The following is a 17374-nucleotide window of genomic DNA, read 5'->3' as shown; positions in this document are numbered from 1 at the left end:
GCGGTCTGGTAATCCAGACGGCCGGCTTTTATTAAAACACCTTGTTTCATGAATTGGTTAATCGTTAATTGTTAAGTGCCATAACATCGTGGAGTGGTTTTAGTGCCACGACATCGTGGAGTATTGTTTAGTAGCGGTGGTGACGGAAGGAGGCCGTAGGCCGACAGGAGTTACCTCCGCTACTAAATCGGTTCAAAACATTTTATAGTCGATCTCGTCGACTTGCAATTTATCGAGATAGAGTTTCAGCTTTTGTTCTTTGACATTGATTGTGGCGATGACGTATTCGTAGATAGTTACCGACGGTGCTTGAAATTTCTCCCCGAAGATGTCGAGTATGCCATCACTACGAATGAAACGGACAACATGATAAATTCCACATTTGGGTTTAGGAATTGGATGGCGTGGTGCTTGTCCTGCGGGCGGGAAACGCAAAGCTTGGTTCGACATCGCCAGCGCTTCCAGAGGCGTCCGGCCACCTAATTTACTGTAACGGTAGCGCCGGTTGTGCTTCTGTTCAAAGAGCAGCGCTTGCTCGCGCAATTTCGTTTCTCCTGTCATGTGAATAAGTCCGAGAAATTTTTGACGATAATGGTCGTTGAATTTTTCAACTACACCATTGCGCCATGGCTCACCTTTTGGGATAAACCAGGGTTCGATACCATTGTGCAGGCAAAGGCGGATCAAGATGCCCATCCCGCGAGGATGTGAGGGGCTGCCATAAAACAGCATCTCATTGTCAACTTGGAGATGCTCAGGCATGCCCAACCGTTTCCAAATGGCCCAAAAGGCATCAACGGTGTGCTGCCCGTCTCGTTCAATAAGCGGCTCGCTCGCGCATCGCCCAGTAGCCAGATCAACAGTATTCAGGCTATAAAAGCGCACTGGGCCGCTCAGATAACAGGGGCCAATAAAATCCACTTGATGGACGCGATTGGCACGCGTGCCCTCAAGAGCGGGGTATTTTTTCCCTTTGGGTTCATAGCGGCCTGTCCTGCGATCCGTCAAGTCAAGCCGACAGAGAATGCGATTGATGGTTCGCAGAGAAGGCAATGGCTCGACACCCAAATCTTCCAATTCCCAAAGGATTGCCTGGGCGCCACAAAACAAGCCCTGGTTGTAAAGACTCAGACGAACCCATTTAACCGCTTGCTCTACGTGATCGGGAAGACGTGCAGGACGAGTTTGTGGACGCCTCGATTGTTCCTCAAACCAATTGGCTTTGCCTGTACGATAGCGAGCAAACCATTTGAAAAACCAACTTGCGGAACGCTTCAGAGAGGAACATATCGCATCAACTTTTTCTCCAGCAAGATAGCGCTCAATCGCGAGCCGTCTCTGATGCTTCGCTTTTTTTGAGACATAGAAAACCTCCTTATCCTTTTAAAAAATGGAAAAAGAGATATATAGTTTTTCAAAGAACAATACGCAATTTAATAAACAACTCCACGATGTCGTGGCACTTGTCAGCTAAGGTATAAAATAGGTATAAAATTTATTCCTATCTGTTCCTATTCATTCCCTTAAAGACAAAATAATTGTAACCTTTTTCCAATTGAAAATATTAAATTGAGCTTTGTACGCCAGGAGGGACTCGAACCCACAACCTTTGGCTCCGGAGGCCAACGCTCTATCCAGTTGAGCTACTGGCGCAAAAATTTTGTGCCGATTTTACAGTATTGCTTAAAAGCATCGCGATCGTCATCGGACCGACGCCGCCGGGAACCGGACTGATCGCCGCCGCCTTTTGAGAAGCCGACTCAAACTCCACATCGCCGACAATTCGGTAGCCTTTTTCCGTGTCGGGAGCTTGGACGCGGTTAATTCCAACGTCGATAACCGCTGCACCTTCTTTAACCATCTCGCCTTTAATCACCTCAGGGCGTCCAATGGCAGCCACTAAAATATCGGCCTGCCTTGTAAAATAACTTATATCCTTTGTGCCGGTGTGGCAAACCGTGACTGTTGCATTCGCACCGGACTTCTTTTGGCCCAACATGGTTGCCAAAGGCATGCCGACGATTTTACTTCTGCCAACAATAACTACGTGCTTGCCATTCGGATCGAAATTACTTCGGACTAACATCTCCTGAATGCCTAAGGGCGTACACGGAGCAAATGTGTCTTCCCCTACCATCAGTTTCCCCCGATTGACCGGGTGAAAGCCGTCAACATCTTTTTCTGGCGAGATGGAATTTATAATCGCGTCTTCATCAATTTGTTCGGGTAAAGGGAGCTGTACTAAAATTCCATGTACACTTTCATCTTTATTGAGTCTATCGATAAGCTCTAAAAGTTTTGTTTGCAAGGTATCAGCCGGCAATGCAATGGTTTCTGAGTTAATTCCGAGTTCTTGCGAAGCTTTAGTTTTCATTCTCACATAGATTTGTGAGGCCGGATCTTCGCCGACAATCACGACCGTTAAGCCTGGTATACAACCGGAACTTTTGAGTTCTTCTATTTTTTCTTTAAGCTCATTCTTGATTTCCTGAGCTATTTTTTTCCCATCAATAATCTGAGCCATAAAATTAGTTAAGTTCGTGTCGGGAGAGTAAGAATGCATTCCGTGATTCCGCTAAAAACACACAGAATGACAGAAAACGGGCTAAGGCAAACTCACTCGTTCAATACTTTCCGCTTTGCCATTTTCTCTATCAATTGACACCATCACGCCGCAAAGTCTAATGTTCTCTTCAGCAGGTTTGTAGCGCACATAGCTTTGATGCAAAAACCGTTTGATCGCCAGCTCCTTTTTTAAGCCGATGACCGAGTCAAACGGTCCGGTCATACCGGCATCGGTGATATAAGCGGTTCCTTCGTGCAGAACTCTTTCATCCGCAGTAGGAACATGTGTATGTGTCCCAATTACGGCGCTGACTTTTCCATCTAACCACCACCCCATAGCCATTTTTTCCGCGGTGGCCTCAGCATGAAAATCCACAATAATTATATTTGTTTCTTTCTGTATTTTCCGCACTTCGTCCAAACCTCTTTTAAAGGGACAATCGATTGAGTACATAAAAGTTCGTCCCTGCAGATTTATTACGGCAATTTTTAGATTGTTTTCAAGTTCAATGATTGTCGAGCCGCCGCCGATATTGCCGTCTGGATAGTTAAGGGGCCGCAGGATTCTTTTATCCGTTTTCAGCAAATCATTGATATTGTTATTCGCCCAGATGTGATTGCCACTCGTGATAACATCAATACCCTGGTTAAAATAACTATAAGCTATTTTTTGAGTCAGCCCTTTTCCTTCACAGCCGTTTTCTCCGTTTGCGATGCAAAAATCAATCTTGTTTTTTTGTTTAAAGCCGCCAAGTAACTTTGTTATGATTTCCAGCCCGGGCTGCCCAACAATGTCAGCGATAAATAAAACTTTGATGATTTGATTTTGCATGTTGAATAACAGTTACTGATAAAGGTATGCGAAAGCTATTTCCCGGTACTGCGCTTCGAATAAACTTGATTGAAACCAGAAATTTAAACTATTATTTAAAAAAATCAAACATTTCTCTGAAACTATTTGGCAAAATCTACTGCTCGGTACTCTCTAATGACAATAATCCTGATTTGTCCCGGAAATTCCGTTTCCTCCTTAAGTTTCTGGGCAATATTATCCGCTAAGATTTGGGCTTTCGTGTCGTCTATAATGCTGTGCTCAACGATGACACGTAATTCTTTACCGCCCTGGATCCCATAAGCATTTTCAACCCCCGGAAACGAGAGAGCTATTTGTTCCATGGAACTCAAGCGCTTTATATAACTTTCAAGCATCTCTTTTTGAGCACCGGGCCGGGAAACGGAAATTGCGTCAGCCATTCGCACTAAAACCGTGATTGGCGAAATTATCTCGTGATTGTCATTAGGTGCCTGGGTCAATATTACGTTGTGAACAATCTCATTTTCTCCAAACTTTTTCGCTAACTCAGCACCAATCTCGTGAACCTGGCCACCCCCATATTCTTCCGCTGCTTTACCAATATCATGGAGCAGACCAGCCCTTTTGGCAAGAGTTATATCCAATCCAAGCTGCCCTGCCATTTCACCCGCGAGACTCGAGACTTCTTTAGAGTGCTGCAGAAGGTTCTGCCCATATGTTGTCCTGAAATTTTGCCTACCTAAAAGTCGGATCAATTCAGAATGAATTCCATGCAATCCAACCTCATGAATTGCGTTTTCTCCGAATTCAAATATTTTTTCACCGATTTCTTCTCGGGTCTTGACAACCACTTCTTCAATCCGCCCAGGGTGAATTCTGCCGTCATACAGTAGTTTCTCTAACGATATTCGAGCGATCTCTCTTCTCAGGGGATCAAACCCGGACAAAACCACAGTCTGGGGTGTGTCGTCAATTAAGACTTCGATTCCGGTAGCGCTTTCAAATGCGCGGATATTTCTTCCTTCGCGGCCAATGATTCGCCCCTTCATTTCGTCATCGGGTAGATTTATAACCGAAACAGTTGTGTCAACAATATGGCTAACAGCGCTCCTTTGAACCGCCTGCAGAATAATTTCCCGGGCTTCCTGAACCGCTTTCTGTTTTGCTTCTTCCTGAATCTCCCGAACTTCCAAAGCGGTTTCTCGTTTTGCTTTTTCTAAGATATTCTGTATTTGAATCCGCTTCGCTTCTTCAGTCGTGAGACCGGAAATTTGTTCGAGACGTTGATTTTCGTCCTCTATTAGTCTCTCTAACCTCGATTCCTCGTTTCTCAGTTTTTCTTTTGAGACATTCAAATTTTTGGTAAGTTGATTTAATTCATTCTCTTTTTTATTCAGAATATCTACTTTTCTATCCAAATTGAGCTCACGATTACCAAGTTGCTTTTCTAAACGTTGTGCTTCACGCTGCTTGCTGTTGAGTTCTTGTTCAATTTTCTGCTTTGCTAGAAAATTCGCTTCTTTCGCTTCAAGCAGTTTCTCTCTTTTTAAATTTTCACTCTCAATTTTGGCTTCATTAATTAGTTTTGCTGCATATTCGGATGTTTTGGCTAATTTTTTTTGACCAAGAAATTGTCGTAGAAACCATCCGGCAATAAACCCAAAAGAGATAGCGATAATGACCCATAGTATAATCATTGCTATGCTCCGAATTTAGATAAATGGCGATATCGATTCTAAAAGGCGAACCAATATACCTGTTAATTCAAGAAATCTGTTGACGGGAAGTTAAGGAAAGAAAGGTAAGTTTGATCAAGGCTAACAAATAGAGCAGCTTTTGAAGTAGCGGAGAGTGGAATTCCCCTAATATTGAATCTTATTCTGTTTCAAATTACGTTTGAATACTTTGATCCAATTTATTAGATAGCTTCTTAATTTTATCTTCCATCTCGCCGTATAGCGACTCATTTGATGCTCTTTCTTGAAATAGCTCGTCTGTTATATTCAAAGCTGCGAGGATAGCCACTTTTATTGAGGACTTCGATTGCGTGTTCTCATCGATTTCTCGCATCTTCTTATCGACAAACTCAGCGACATTTTTTATGTAATCAGGGTCCGTCTCCGCATCACTCTTAATAGGATACTCGGTGCCATAAATATTTATTTTTAAAATGCCGCTTTCTTGGTGCATTACAACCATTGACCAATTCTAAATATTTGAAAAACAATTACCTGTAAACAACAAACCTTAATTTCCAGAAAGCTCAAAACTAATGAAGTTCGTCAAGCATCGCCAACATTTGCTCGACTTTATTTCTTATCTTTTCTTCTTTCTCTTTTCCGAATGAAGATTCGCTTTTTGTTTGGTTAAGGTTCTCCTCCTTCAATTGTTGGATTAGTATCTCTTGAGATTGAGATTCACTACGAAGTTTCATGTTTTCATCAAGCAGTTTTTGGTTTTCAATCTGAAATTGTTCAATTCGGCTGACTGCTTGATTTATTTTTGACTCCAATTCATTTAAGTGCTCCCAATTCACCCGGTAACTCCTGAAAATTAACTTCTGAGTTTCGCAGAAAACTTAGCTTCTAACGCCTCAAGAATTTGTTTCATCTGCGCCTCTACTTCTTCTTCCGTCAATGTCCTTTCTAATGAATAAAAAGTTAGATTAAACGCAAGGCTTTTCTTTCCTGCGCCGATTGATTCTCCCTGGAAAATATCAAAAACATTTGTGTTTTTTAGAAATTCTCCACCTTTTTTCTTTATCTCCTTCAATAAACTTTCCGCATTCATCCTTTCATTCACAACAATAGCCATGGCGCGCTTTATCGGCGGAAATTTTGGAATCGGTGAAAACGCTAGCTCCAATTGCAACCGTTCAACCAGTTTTTCTAAATCAAAATTGAAGGCAAACAGCGGCTGTTCGATCCCAAACTCTTCCAGAATCTCCGATTTGACCTCACCCAAAAACCCCAACAAATCGCCGTCCTTTTTAATTGCCATGGTTTTTTTGTTTGTAAAAGCACTTGTGTGCGGCTCAAAGGAGAAATTCTTGATACGATTTCTAATAAGTAGCTCATGGGTATATCCCTTAAGATCATAAATATCCAGAATTTTCGCTTTAATATTCCAGGCCTCCTCCGCAGAATATCCGGTTAAAATTCCGGCAACGCTGGCTTTTTCTTCGATATTTTTGCCTACCTTGTGAAAGACCGAGCCAATTTCAAATAACTTTAGATTGCTATTTTGGCGATTGATATTCCACTGTGCGGTTTTTAACAATCCCGGAATTAAGCTTGGACGTAAATTAGATAAATCTTCACTGAGTGGATTAATTACGTGAGCCCTTTCCTTATTCGACGAAAAAATTTCAGCGTGCTTCTTACTGATTAAATTATATGTTACAGTTTCCGAAAATCCAAACGAAATCAAAGTGTTGGTAATTTTTTTTATAAATTGTTCGTAAGTGCTTTTCGAAACAGCCTGTTCGATCAAAGCGGTTGTATCGGCCGGAATGTTGTCGTATCCATACAGCCTGGCAACCTCTTCAATCAAGTCTGCTTCCCGGGTTACGTCCGGCCTGAACGTCGGCACCTCGACCTGAAAATCATTTTCACCGCTGACTTTAAATCCAAGTCTTTCCAAAATTGACTTGATTTCCTTTACCGGCACCGAAACGCCTAACAGATGCGCCACACGAGCGCTGCGCAATCTAACCTTCTTAGGCTTGATTTGAGTCGGATAAACGTCGACGGAACCTTTGGCAATTTTACCCCCAGAGACTTCAGCGATAAGTTGTGCCGCTCTGTCGAGGGCAAACAAAGTTCCATTCGGATCAACCCCACGTTCAAATCTACGCGAAGCTTCTGTCGAGCTGCCGATAAATTTTGAAGTCCGTCGAATATTTATCGGGTCGAAATATGCGGCTTCAAGCAGAATGTTTTTTGTAGAATCGGAGACCTCGGAATTTAAACCACCCATCACACCGCCAATTGCGACTGCCCCCTCCGCATCGCAAATCATGAGACATTCGGAATTTAGGGTGTGAGTGACATTATCCAGAGTGACAAACTTTTCCCCTTTGGTCGCCGTTTTTACATTCATTTCCTGGCCACGAATCAGGTCATAATCAAAGGCATGCAGCGGTTGGCCGGTTTCCAGCATAACATAATTTGTCACGTCCACAACATTGTTAGTTGAGCGAACTCCGACGGCTTCGAGCTTCTGAACCAGCCACCAGGGCGAGGGTTTAATTTCGATATCGCCGATAAAACGGGCCGTGTACCTGGGACATTTTTCCGGGTCTAAAATATTTATTTTAATTAAATCAGAAACGGAACGGCCATTTTCAACAAGCTCGAGTTTGGGCTTTCTTAAAGTTGAATTCGAAAGAGCAGAGATGTCACGGGCAATGCCGATAACCCCAAAGCAATCAGGCCGGTTGGGAGTGACGTCGATATCAATAACGCTGTCGCCGTCCTCAAGCGCATCATGCAGTTTCTGGCCGAACTTAATTTTATTGTCCAAAACCATGATTCCGTCGCTTCGGCTTGAAATCCCCAATTCCGCTTCAGAGCAAATCATCCCCTGTGAATCGACACCCCTGATTTTCGTTTGCTTAATAACCGTACCATTTGGCAAACGCGTCCCTTCCATTGCCACCGGCACCTTTTGCCCGACCTCGACGTTTGGAGCACCACAAACGATCTTGAGCGTCTTTGAGCCGACATCAACTTCACAGACAGAAAGCCGATCAGCATTCTCATGTGCTGATTTTTGAATAACTTTACCAACGACAATTCCGTCAAAATCCCAGGAAACCGGCTGCAGCGAATCCACTTCCAAACCGAGCATGGTTAGTGAATTCACCAGCTCCTCCGGAGTCAGATCAAAATCAGTGTAAGATTTAAGCCACTTATAAGTTACTTTCATTGAGGTCTAAAATTGGTTTAAAAAACGCAAGTCATTGTCATAGAAGTGCCGAATGTCATCGATGCCGTATTTCATCATGGCGATGCGCTCGATGCCCATGCCCCAGGCAAAACCGGTATAAATTTCGGCGTCGTAATCCACATAATCAAAAACTGCCGGATCGACCATGCCGGCACCAGAGATCTCCAGCCAGCCGGTCTTTTTGCAAGTCCGGCATCCTTTGCCGCTGCAAATAACACAGGAAAAATCATATTCAGCGCTCGGCTCCGTAAACGGAAAAAAGCTCGGACGAAATCTGACCTGAATATTCGGGCCGAAAAGCTTTCTTGCAAATGCTAACAAGGTGCCCTTCAAATGCGAAAAAGCGATCCCTTTATCCACGACAAGACCTTCGCACTGATGAAACTCCGGTGAGTGGCTCGCGTCCGGGGTATCTTTGCGAAAGCAGCGCCCCGGCGCAATGATTCGAATCGGGGGTTTTTGCTTTTGCATGGTGCGGATTTGCACAGGCGACGTGTGAGTTCGCAGCAAAAGATCATTTTCGAGATAAAATGTGTCCTGTAAATCCCGGGACGGGTGATCAGCCGGGACATTCAGGGCTTCAAAGTTGTAGAACTCGGTTTCAACCAGCGGTCCGGTTTCGATGCTGAATCCCATCGAGGAAAAGATTTCCTTAATTTCATCCATCACCAACATCAAGGGATTTCGATAACCAACTTGAAGCGGCGTCCCGGGTAAAGTGAGATCTATAAATCCGTTGTCCTCACTTTTAGTCTCTAAAGAGAGTTGGATTCGATCTATTTCTGCATGAAACTCGTCTTTCAGCTTATTTAGTGTGTTTCCCAATTTAGGCTTGTCCTCGGCAGAAACAGTACTCATTTTTTTAAAATACTGCGCAACCGAACCTTTCCGGCCGAGATACTTAATCCGGATCTCTTCAAGACTCTGAGGCTGCTTTACCTCTTTTGAATCATTTTTAAACGCCTCTTCAAGGTTGTTTAATTCAGATAAAATTGTATCAAACGATTCGGCCATTTAATTTTGGGAAACTTCGACAAGGTTTTTGAATGCATCGGGATCGCTTACCGCCAAATCCGCCAACAGTTTTCGGTTGATTTCAATATTGTTGCGCTTCAGACCGTTAACAAATGTCGAATAGTTAATACCATTTATCCGAACGCCGGCATTAATTCTCGTGATCCACAATTTTCTAAAATCGCGTTTTTTCTGCCGCCGGTCGCGATAGGCGTACTGCAAAGCCTTGTCCACGGCTTCCATCGCGGTTCTAATCAGCTTGCTCTTACCGCCGCGGTAACCTTTGGCTTGTTTAAGTATTTTCTTTTTACGTCGGTGCGACGCTACACTATATTTTGATCGTGGCATTTTGCCTCCAATTTACTTTGTCAACATTTTATGTACACGTTTTGCATCTGCCGCCGAGACCAGGGTTGCATTTCTTAAGTTTCTTTTGGTCTTGGGACTTTTTTTGGTTAAGATATGGCTCTTTCCAGCTTTGTGACGCTTGATTTTTCCGGTGCCGGTCACCTTAAATCGTTTCATCGCACCGCGATTAGATTTTATTTTTGGCATTTTTACTCCTGATTCAGTTTTATCTTTTTGTTAAAAACATAATCATCATTCGACCTTCCATGACCGCTTCGCGTTCGATCTTGGCGATATCTTCAAGTTCATTGGCCATTCTTTCCAGAAGCGTTTTGGCGAATTCCTTGTGGGCCATTTCCCGACCACGAAACAAGACCGTTGCCTTTACCTTATTCCCTTTTTCAATGAATTTCCGGGCATGACTCACTTTAAAATTAAAATCATGGGCCTCAATTTTGGGCCGGAGTCGAATTTCCTTAACGTGAATTACATGTTGTTTTTTCTTAGTATCTTTTTCCTTTTTGCTTTGCTGATATTTGTACTTCCCATAATCCATTATCTTGCAGACGGGCGGCGATGCAGCGGGAGAAATTTCGACAAGATCCAAACCTTTGTTCCGGGCCGTTTCGATTGCTTCTGAAGTATCAATCACACCAACTTGTTCTCCATCGGCATCTATGACTCTAACTTCCGGCGCTTTGATTCTTTCATTTATGGCGGTAGTCTGCTTTTTTTTGTTGATGGCGAATTCCTTTCAGTTAGTTCAAAATTATTTTTTCGTCAATTTCATGACCTATTTTTTGGACAAAATCATCCAAGCTAAGCTTTCCTAAATCACCTTTTTTCCGCTGCCGAACTGCCACCGAGTCGTTTGCCACCTCTTCTTTACCGACGATCAGCATGTAGGGGATTTTCTGGGTCTCAGCTTCTCGAATTTTATAACCGACTTTCTCGTTTCTTTCGTCGACCGATACCCGCAGGTTCTTATCTTTTAATTCTTCACAAACCTTTTTAGCATAATCTAAATAGTCGTCAGAGATCGGCAGAATGATTGCCTGAACCGGAGCAAGCCAAACCGGAAAAGCCCCGGCAAAATGCTCGATCAGAATGCCAATAAAACGCTCCATTGAACCAAACGGCGCCCTGTGAATCACCACAGGTCGATGCTTTTGATTGTCGCTGCCAACGTATTCCAGGTCGAATCTTTCCGGCATGACATAATCCACTTGAACCGTACCAAGCTGCCAGGTTCGTCTCAAGGCGTCGCGAATCATGAAGTCGATTTTAGGTCCGTAAAACGCCGCTTCTCCAATTGCTACTTCGTAATCCAAACCATAAAAATCTGCCGCTTCTTGAATATTCTTCTGCGCTTGTTCCCACTGTTCGTCATTGCCGCCGTATTTGCCGGTGTTTTCCGGATCCCTGAATGACAATTGTACTTTAAAATCCTGGAAACCGAGCGTACTAAAAACCAACTTAACTAAATCAAAAACCTCACACAACTCGTCCTTAAGCTGGTCCTGACGAACGAACATATGTGCATCATCGACAGTGAAGCTGCGCACCCGGATGAGGCCGCTTAACTCTCCGGACTGCTCATAGCGATAAACTGTGCCAAACTCGGCAAGCCGAATAGGCAAATCGCGGTAACTCCGCGGCTTCGCAGCATAAATCTGAAAATGATGCGGACAGTTCATCGGCTTGAGCAGGTATTCCTGATGCTCAGCTTTAAAAGGAGCGAACTGGCTTTCTTTGTAATACGGATAGTGCCCGCTGGTCTTGTAAAGTTCAATATTTCCGATATGCGGCGTCATTACCGGCAAATACCCACGCTTCCTTTGTTCATCTCGGAGGAAATTTTCCAGAGTTTCGCGGATAATGGTTCCATTTGGAAGCCAGAGCACCAAACCGCTGCCCACCTTCGGCGTTAAAAGAAAAAGCTCCAGCTCTTTGCCGAGTTTTCTATGGTCTCTTCGCTTGGCTTCTTCCAGTAAATGCAGGTATTCATCTAACTGCTTCTTTTTAGGATAGGAAATCCCATAAATCCGCTGCAGCTGCTTATTCTTTTCGTCCCCGCGCCAATAAGCGCCGGCGATATTCAGCAGTTTGAAGCTCTTAATCCTACCCGTCGATGGAATATGCGGCCCGCGGCACAAATCGACAAATCCGCCCTCTTTGTAAATGCTTGGGTGGTCGTCATCCAAATCATTAAGAAGCTCAAGCTTATACTTATCTCCCTTTTTCTTGAAAAGGTCAATCGCTTCTTTTTTCGTGAGTTCATCGCGCTGAAATTCCGTATCCTGATCGATAATCTCCTGCATCTTTTTTTCAATGCGCTCTAGATCCTCTGGTGTGATTCGCGAATCCACGTCAATGTCGTAATAGAATCCATTTTCTATTGCTGGTCCCACGCCAAATTGCGCTTCCGGGTAGAGCTCTTTTACCGCATGCGCCATAATATGCGAGGTACTGTGCCAGTAGGTCTTCATACCCTCCGGCTCGTCATATCCAATTAGACGCAAGGTTGTATCCTGCTCGATAGACCTGTTCAAATCCACCAGCTGACCATTGACCTGCGCTACAACTGCCTTTTGCTTCAAGGCGTGACTACCGATTTCCTCGATAATATCTTTTGGACGAATCCTTTTTGGATAGGATTTTTTGCTGCCGTCAGGAAATTGGATATTAATTTTATCTTCAGACATCTCTTTAAACAAGCACATGCCAATAAACAAACAACAAAGTCCAACTAAATTTGTCATTTGGATTTTGGTATTTGGAATTTGATTTTTTTGTGTGTGGGCGCTACTGGATTTGAACCAGCGACCTCTTGCATGTCAAGCAAGTACTCTAACCAACTGAGCTAAGCGCCCTTTAAAATGCAAAAAAAGCGTGCCACAAACTGACACGCTTTAAAAACGAATTTAATTTATGACACCAAATTTTGAGTATTCTTAAATTTAGAAATAATTCAGAAAATTCCTGATTTTATTAAACGTAAATTTAAAAGGAATTAGCCAAAAAGTCAAGGTATTTTTCTGGAGTTAAGGCATGTTTTCAAACATGCTCATCTGCGTGATAAGAACTTCGCACCAAAGGACCCGATTCCACATGCCGAAAACCCATTTCCATCCCCTCTTCTTTGAGCATTGCAAATTCATCAGGATGGACGAACCGTGCGACAGACAAATGATTCTTGGTGGGTTGCAAATATTGGCCTAAAGTCAGAATATCCACTTTTACACGCCTTAAGTCAGACATGACTTCGAGAATTTCGTCGGTGGTTTCGCCAAGTCCTAACATCATCCCGGATTTGGTGATCATTCCGTTCTGCTTTGCAAATTGCAGCACGTTCAGCGTCCACTCGTACCTGCCTTGCGGCCTTACAGGGTGATACAATCTTGGCACTGTCTCAGTATTGTGATTTAAAATTTCGGGCTTGGCGTCGATGATCATTTTAACAGCGCAAGTGTCGCCCCTAAAATCCGGAATAAGTACCTCTACTTTGCAGCCCGGAACCTGCTGCCGAATTTGTCGAATGGTTTCCGCAAAAATACCAGCGCCGCCATCCGGCAATTCGTCGCGATTCACAGAAGTGACAACTGCATGTTTTAATCCCATTTTCTTAACCGCCTCCCCTACTCTGCGAGGTTCATCTCGGTCAAGAAAGAGGGGCTTGCCTGTTTTCACTGCACAAAAGCCGCAACTGCGTGTACAAACATCGCCTAAAATCATCAATGTAGCTGTCCTTCGCTCCCAGCATTCGGCAATATTAGGGCAGCGAGCCTCTTGACAAACCGTGTGCAGCCCGTTATTTTCAACGATGCCCTTAACATCGTTATAGCCTTCTCCGAAAGGCAGCCTGACTTTTAGCCAGTCCGGGCGTCTTTTGTGAGCTCTCTGTGCTGAATTTTCAATAGTTGTATTTAGCATATCTGTTCACCCTTCCGAAGGTTTTAAACCCCCTCCGAAGGATATGAGTTTAGAAAATGTTATTCGTGTCAAAATTTGTTAAATAATAAGCAATTCGATCAAGAAATTGCCCAGCCAGAGCACCATCGACAATTCGATGATCGAAAGAAATTGAAATGTACATCATGTCGCGAATAGCGATTGCTTCGTTAATCACCATCGGCCGCTTTTGAATCACGCCAACGCCCAAAATCGCCACTTGCGGCTGATTGATTATGGGAAATCCCATGAGGCTACCGAAACTCCCCATGTTTGTAATTGAAAATGTGCCATCTTGAACTTCAGCCGGTTTAAGTTTTTTGACGCGCGCCCGAGAAGCCAAATCATTCACGGCTCTGGCAAGACCGACAATGTTTAAGCTGTCAGCATTTTTAATTACAGGCACGATCAAGCCGCTGTTTTCCAAAGCCACTGCCATGCCAATGCCAATATATTTTTTTCGAATAATTTTGTCGCCATCAACTGAGCTATTGACCAAAGGATAATCTAAAAGCGCTTTAACGCAAGCCTCAACGATAAAAGGCATGTAACTTAGTTTCGTGCCGGTCTTTTCGAGAAATGCATTTTTATATTGACCTCTAAACTTAACCAGATTCGTCATATCTGCTTCACTAACTGCAAACACATGGGGGGAAGTTTGCACACTATGAACCATGTGCGCTGCAATGGATTTTCGCATATTATCCATCGGAATGATTTCGACGCGGTCATCAGAAAATTCCGGCTGAGCTGGCGGAACATAAGCGGGTACAGGCGCGGCAGCAGGCGCTGTTGGCACTAAAGTAGAACGCCTCTCTAAATAAGCCAGAACATCTTTTTTAGTAACTCTCCCCTTTGCACCCGTGCCTTCGATGCGCTCTAATTCTTCGATATTAAGCCCTTCTGTCCTGGCAATGCTGCGAACCAAAGGGGAGAAAAATTTCTTTCCGGCTCTGTCCGTTCTTGGTATTGCAGAAATGCTCCCACCATCGACGGACACTTGAACTGCCGGCTGAGTTTGAGCCAGTGCAGGTTCCGCAACAACGGTTACTTCTTCAGCGGGAATTTCTTTCTTGGGCTCTACTTTTGCAGGTTCGGCGGCAGGTGTTTCTGCAGCAGCTTCACCCACACCTTCAGTTTCAATGTGAGCAATCACCGACCCGACTTGAACTGTTTCTTCTTCGGACGCCAAAAGTTTTTTTATCACGCCCGCTTGCGGCGAAGGAATCTCTGAATCGACTTTATCGGTACTGATTTCAAGGATAATTTCATCTTTTTCGACTTTATCCCCTTCCTTCTTAAGCCATTTGATGATTGTGCCTTCTGCGATGCTTTCGCCCATTTGCGGCATAATCATATCAACTTTAGCCATAAAATAACCTTTCTAATTTATTCAGTATTCTCCTTTACCCATCGTTGCATTTTCGGAATTTTCGATTCAATTCGCGCAAAAAGACTTTCGCCGGATTGATTATCTTGAATCGAATCAATGCAAACTGATACTTGATTTAAAAGTTCCGTCAATTCTAAATTTTGATATTGAGGTTTGTACTTTTCTAACTTCGCTACCCCTTTGCTTAATTGGCTCTCGGCACCTTTTAGATTTTTCATTCTTAGATGATAAAACCCTGTTGCCAGTTGCACTAACCCTTGATAAAATTGCACACCTTCGCCACGCTCCTCCATCCAGACTTCTTCGAAAGTGTCATGTGCTTCGAAATAATATCGTGAATTAAAATATTCGATGCCTTTTTCGAAGAGTTCTGCCAATTTTTAATTCAGTTTATAGCTAATCCCAACTCCATCACGCAACGGAATAATCGTCGTCCAGAGATCCGGAGAGTCATAAATCATTTTTGTATATTCCATAATACTCCGTGTTTGCGCATCCGGTTCTGCTTCCACAACTCTGGCGTTCCAAATAAGGTTGTCGGTGATTAAAATTCCGCCTTTTCGTAAGCGCGGCAGAATCACTTTAAGCGATTTCGGATAATACTCCTTATCAATATCGTTCAGGATTAAATCAAACTCTTCATCCCTGTTTTCGAGTGCTTCAATCGCATCACCATGAATGATTTCAACCTTATCTAAAACTTGGGTCTTTCCTAAAAAATCTTCCGCGCGTTTGATGTTTTCTTGAGAATATTCCGTAAAAATTATTTTCCCGTCACCAGCTAATCCTCTGGCAAGCCAGTAAGTCGAGTAGCCAAAGCCCGAGCCCATCTCGAAAATCCGTTTGGCGTTAATCGACTTAACTATTTGGTAGCACAACCTGCCAACCAGCGGCCCCACTATCGGAAAGTTATTTGCTTCAGCATATTCTTCCATCTCCTGGACAACCGACTCGCGCTCAGGAAGAAGGTCGTTTAAATATTGCTCAATTTTTGGTTCTAAGATGGGCATCTACAAAGCTTCGGCTACCAGCTCGGCTATATCTTTAACTTCGACTTCGTCTTCTTTACCTTTCATTTTGCGCGCATCATCGAGCATGATGTTGCAGAACGGACAGGCAGTCGCCACCACTTCAGCTTTCGACTCTTCAACATCACCAAACCGAACCAAATTTACTCGTTTATCCGGCTCTTCATCCATCCACATAATACCGCCGCCAGCGCCACAACAGAGGCCTTTCTCACGCGAACGCTTCATTTCTACAACTTCACCATTCGCTACGGAAGCCACAACCGTCCGCGGTGCGTCATATATTCCATTATGCCTCCCTAAGTAGCAAGCATCGTGATAAGTCACTCGCTTTTCAATATTCTTTTTCGGTTTAATTTTACCGGATTCAATAAGCTCCGCAATCAGTTCAGAATGATGGATGACTTCATAATTGCCGTTGAGCTGTTTATATTCGTTGCCAATGCAATTAAAACAATGCGGGCAGGCGGTAATAATTTTCTTAAACTTATATTTATTCAAAGTTTCGATGTTGTTTTCTGCCATCATTTGGAAAAGATATTCTTGTCCAAGCCGACGCGCGGAATCCCCGTTGCAGCTTTCCTCTGTCCCCAAAATAGCAAAGTCGACGCCGGCTGTCTTCAATATTTTCACCACCGACTTGGCGACGTTTTGATTTTTGGTATCCAGCGCTGCGGCACAACCGACCCAGTATAGATATTCAACTTCTTTCTTGTCCCGCATCAACGGAATATCCAAACCCTCCGTCCATGCAGTTCGGTTTTGTTGCGGCAGCCCCCATGGGTTGCCGATGTTTTCCATGTTTTCCAGCGTTTTTGCGACTTCCTCTGAAATATTCGCCTGATCCATCGTAAGGTAACGCCGCATATCTTGCAAAATATCGACATGCTCGATAAAGACCGGGCAGTGCTCAACACAAGCGCCGCAGGTGGTGCAAGCCCATATCACATCCTCACTGACGACATCGCCGATAAGCTGTTTGCCGTTTTGCTGCTCTTTTCCCGATAAAACCCACGAAGCCTTCTCGTCTAAATATTCCTTAAGATTATGGATCAAAAGTGCGGGATTTAACTCTTTCCCCGCATGGTAAGCCGGACAATTGTCCTGACAACGGCCGCACTCGGTGCAGGCATATAAATCCAAAAGCTGCGGCCAGGTAAAATCTTCAATCTTGCTGACGCCTAACGTTGTGTCCTCAGCTTCAAAGTCCACCTCTTCAAAATCGATCTTTTTGAGCACACCCCGCTTTCGATCGTCATTTCTTCGTCGCAAAAAAATATTTGGCCCGGCGCCGATGAGGTGTACGTGCTT

17 protein-coding genes and 2 tRNA genes are annotated in these 17374 nt (G+C 43.8%); all 19 read right to left on the bottom strand.

Annotated features, from left to right (window positions below):
- Positions 1-192: 192 nt before the first annotated feature.
- Positions 193-1326: a DDE-type integrase/transposase/recombinase gene (locus IH879_07780; GenBank protein ID MCH7674835.1), complete on the bottom strand. Its 1134-nt coding sequence runs from the start codon at positions 1324-1326 to the stop codon at positions 193-195.
- Between the two features lie 253 nt (positions 1327-1579).
- Positions 1580-1653, bottom strand: a tRNA-Arg gene (locus IH879_07775).
- Entirely contained in the window at positions 1631-2524 is an 894-nt protein-coding gene (gene folD, locus IH879_07770; GenBank protein ID MCH7674834.1) for a bifunctional methylenetetrahydrofolate dehydrogenase/methenyltetrahydrofolate cyclohydrolase FolD, read from the bottom strand. Before folD ends, IH879_07775 begins: the two co-directional genes overlap by 23 nt.
- 81 nt (positions 2525-2605) lie before the next feature.
- Positions 2606-3397 carry a TIGR00282 family metallophosphoesterase gene (locus IH879_07765; GenBank protein MCH7674833.1) on the bottom strand — a complete coding sequence of 264 codons (792 nt, stop codon included), beginning with the start codon at positions 3395-3397 and terminating at the stop codon, positions 2606-2608.
- A 122-nt stretch (positions 3398-3519) separates the two neighbouring features.
- Positions 3520-5073: a ribonuclease Y gene (gene rny / locus IH879_07760; protein ID MCH7674832.1), complete on the bottom strand. Its 1554-nt coding sequence runs from the start codon at positions 5071-5073 to the stop codon at positions 3520-3522.
- Positions 5074-5269: 196 nt separating this feature from the next.
- The gene (locus IH879_07755; protein MCH7674831.1) at positions 5270-5569 is read right to left on the bottom strand and encodes a cell division protein ZapA; all 300 of its coding nucleotides are present in this window, start codon (positions 5567-5569) and stop codon (positions 5270-5272) included.
- Positions 5570-5648: 79 nt separating this feature from the next.
- Complete coding sequence (locus IH879_07750) at positions 5649-5891, bottom strand: hypothetical protein (protein MCH7674830.1); 243 nt, start codon at positions 5889-5891, stop codon at positions 5649-5651.
- Between the two features lie 41 nt (positions 5892-5932).
- Positions 5933-8308: a phenylalanine--tRNA ligase subunit beta gene (locus IH879_07745; GenBank protein ID MCH7674829.1), complete on the bottom strand. Its 2376-nt coding sequence runs from the start codon at positions 8306-8308 to the stop codon at positions 5933-5935.
- 6 nt (positions 8309-8314) lie between these two features.
- A complete protein-coding gene (pheS, locus tag IH879_07740; GenBank protein ID MCH7674828.1) occupies positions 8315-9343 on the bottom strand; it encodes a phenylalanine--tRNA ligase subunit alpha in 1029 nt (342 codons plus the stop codon).
- On the bottom strand, positions 9344-9691 hold the full coding sequence (rplT, locus tag IH879_07735; protein ID MCH7674827.1) for a 50S ribosomal protein L20: 348 nt from the start codon (positions 9689-9691) through the stop codon (positions 9344-9346).
- Between the two features lie 12 nt (positions 9692-9703).
- Positions 9704-9898, bottom strand: coding sequence for a 50S ribosomal protein L35 (gene rpmI / locus IH879_07730; GenBank protein MCH7674826.1), 195 nt, complete (start codon positions 9896-9898; stop codon positions 9704-9706).
- 19 nt (positions 9899-9917) lie between these two features.
- Positions 9918-10433 carry a translation initiation factor IF-3 gene (locus IH879_07725; protein ID MCH7674825.1) on the bottom strand — a complete coding sequence of 172 codons (516 nt, stop codon included), beginning with the start codon at positions 10431-10433 and terminating at the stop codon, positions 9918-9920.
- A gap of 16 nt (positions 10434-10449) precedes the next feature.
- Positions 10450-12396 carry a threonine--tRNA ligase gene (gene thrS, locus IH879_07720; protein MCH7674824.1) on the bottom strand — a complete coding sequence of 649 codons (1947 nt, stop codon included), beginning with the start codon at positions 12394-12396 and terminating at the stop codon, positions 10450-10452.
- A gap of 94 nt (positions 12397-12490) precedes the next feature.
- A tRNA-Val gene (locus IH879_07715) sits at positions 12491-12564 on the bottom strand.
- Between the two features lie 184 nt (positions 12565-12748).
- Positions 12749-13624: a lipoyl synthase gene (gene lipA / locus IH879_07710; GenBank protein MCH7674823.1), complete on the bottom strand. Its 876-nt coding sequence runs from the start codon at positions 13622-13624 to the stop codon at positions 12749-12751.
- Positions 13625-13673: 49 nt separating this feature from the next.
- Positions 13674-15014 carry a 2-oxo acid dehydrogenase subunit E2 gene (locus IH879_07705; protein MCH7674822.1) on the bottom strand — a complete coding sequence of 447 codons (1341 nt, stop codon included), beginning with the start codon at positions 15012-15014 and terminating at the stop codon, positions 13674-13676.
- Between the two features lie 17 nt (positions 15015-15031).
- A complete protein-coding gene (locus IH879_07700; protein MCH7674821.1) occupies positions 15032-15412 on the bottom strand; it encodes a DUF309 domain-containing protein in 381 nt (126 codons plus the stop codon).
- Between the two features lie 3 nt (positions 15413-15415).
- On the bottom strand, positions 15416-16045 hold the full coding sequence (locus IH879_07695; GenBank protein ID MCH7674820.1) for an O-methyltransferase: 630 nt from the start codon (positions 16043-16045) through the stop codon (positions 15416-15418).
- Positions 16046-17374 (bottom strand): (Fe-S)-binding protein (locus IH879_07690; GenBank protein ID MCH7674819.1); only part of this gene is annotated, 1329 nt, incomplete at its 5' end.

It is taken from the genome of candidate division KSB1 bacterium, from assembly GCA_022562085.1.
GTDB lineage: Bacteria > Zhuqueibacterota > Zhuqueibacteria > Oceanimicrobiales > Oceanimicrobiaceae > Oceanimicrobium.
This window is presented reverse-complemented; position numbering and strand designations above follow the sequence as displayed.